We start from the raw sequence: 1,689 nt of genomic DNA on the forward strand, positions 1-1,689 counted from the left end.
GGGGAAGAACGTTGCATTGCTTGCAAACTTTGCGAAGCGATTTGCCCGGCACAAGCGATCACCATTGAAGCTGGTCCGCGCCAGAATGACGGCACCCGTCGTACCGTGCGTTATGACTTGGACATGGTGAAATGTATCTATTGTGGCTTTTGCCAAGAGGCATGTCCGGTGGATGCGATCGTTGAGGGGCCAAACTTTGAGTTTGCGACGGAAACGCGCGAGGAGCTTTATTTCGATAAAGATAAGCTTTTGGCGAACGGCGACCGTTGGGAACGCGAAATTGCGGCAAATCTTGATGCTGACGCGGCATATAGGTAGGGAAAACAAATGACACTAGAAATTGCTTTTTTCTATCTGTTCGCTGCAACAGCGATCGTGAGCGCGGTGATGGTGATTTCATCGCGTAATCCGGTTCATTCGGTGATGTTCTTGATCTTGGCGTTTGTGAACGGGGCAGGGATCTTCATGTTGGCTGGCGCTGAATTTTTAGCGCTGCTGCTGATCGTTGTTTATGTGGGCGCTGTGATGGTGCTGTTCTTGTTCGTTGTAATGATGCTCGATGTAGACTTTGCGCAATTGCGGCAGGGCTTTTTGCAATATGCCCCCATCGGGGCAATGGTGGGCGGCATTTTATTGGTCGAATTGATCATGGTCGCTGGGTCGTTTTTGATCACGCCCGAGGTGGCTGGTTCAAGCGTGTTGCCGTTGGTTGAAGGTGTCTCAAACACCGAAGCGCTCGGGTTGGTGCTTTACACCAGATATGTCTATCTGTTTGAAGCAGCTGGTTTGATTTTGTTGGTGGCGATGATTGGGGCAATCGTTTTGACATTGCGCCATAAACCACACGCAAAACGCCAAGACATTGCGGCACAAGTTGGCCGTAAACGTGAAGATGCAGTGGAAGTTGTATCTGTTGAAAGTGGCAAAGGGATTTAATCAGGGGCTCAAATGATACCAGTTATTCCACTAGGTCATTTTTTGACCGTCGCAGCCGTACTGTTCACTCTTGGGGTGTTTGGCATTTTCCTTAATCGGAAAAACGTCATCATTATCCTGATGTCAGTTGAATTGATCCTTTTGGCCGTTAACATCAATTTCATTGGGTTTAGCGCGCACTTGCAAGATTTGGCGGGGCAAGTATTTGCCTTGCTGATTTTGACAGTGGCAGCTGCTGAAGCCGCGATTGGTTTGGCGATCCTTGTGGTCTTCTTCCGTAATAAAGGTTCCATCGCTGTTGACGATGTGAACGTGATGAAGGGCTAAGGGCATGAACCAAACTCTCCTTCAATTGATCGTCTTCCTGCCGTTGCTCGGCGCGTTGATTGCTGGCCTTCTAGGCCGCTCAATTGGGCACCGCTCCTCAGAAATTGTGACGTCAAGCCTTTTGGTTTTGTCTGCGCTTTTCTCTTGGATTGTGTTTTTGCAATGGACCATGGGCGGCGGTGACGCTGGTCACGGGGCTGAAGCAGGGCACGGTGGTGAACACGCATTTGTTGCAGCTGAATCGGTCAAAGTTGAATTGTTCCGCTGGATTTCGACCGCAGGTCTTGATCTGCATTGGATGATCCGCGTTGACACATTGACGGCGGTGATGCTGGTGGTTGTGACGACTGTTTCCAGCTTGGTGCATATTTACTCGATTGGCTACATGCACGAAGATCCGCATCGTTCGCGTTTCTTTGCTTACCT

3 protein-coding genes and 1 pseudogene are annotated in these 1,689 nt (G+C 49.7%); all 4 read left to right on the top strand.

Going from position 1 to position 1,689, the window contains the following annotated elements; genetic code table 11:
• On the top strand, nucleotides 1–318 hold a 318-nt coding region (gene nuoI, locus Q0231_RS08250; RefSeq protein WP_299347061.1), incomplete at its 5' end, for an NADH-quinone oxidoreductase subunit NuoI.
• Between the two features lie 9 nt (nucleotides 319–327).
• Nucleotides 328–936, top strand: coding sequence for an NADH-quinone oxidoreductase subunit J (locus Q0231_RS08255; RefSeq protein ID WP_269394157.1), 609 nt, complete (start codon nucleotides 328–330; stop codon nucleotides 934–936).
• A gap of 12 nt (nucleotides 937–948) precedes the next feature.
• Complete coding sequence (nuoK, locus tag Q0231_RS08260) at nucleotides 949–1,263, top strand: NADH-quinone oxidoreductase subunit NuoK (RefSeq protein WP_269394158.1); 315 nt, start codon at nucleotides 949–951, stop codon at nucleotides 1,261–1,263.
• A 4-nt stretch (nucleotides 1,264–1,267) separates the two neighbouring features.
• A pseudogene (locus Q0231_RS08265) lies at nucleotides 1,268–1,689 on the top strand (hypothetical protein); the annotation flags it as partial.

This window comes from uncultured Maritalea sp. (genome assembly GCF_937139385.1).
Lineage (GTDB): Bacteria > Pseudomonadota > Alphaproteobacteria > Rhizobiales > Devosiaceae > Maritalea > Maritalea porphyrae_A.

What these genes read in the sequence shown, in the direction of transcription:
- Q0231_RS08255 (WP_269394157.1), top strand. Translation starts at nt 328, where the DNA reads ATGACACTAGAAATTGCTTTTTTCTATCTGTTCGCTGCAACAGCGATC.
- nuoK (WP_269394158.1), top strand. Translation starts at nt 949, where the DNA reads ATGATACCAGTTATTCCACTAGGTCATTTTTTGACCGTCGCAGCCGTA.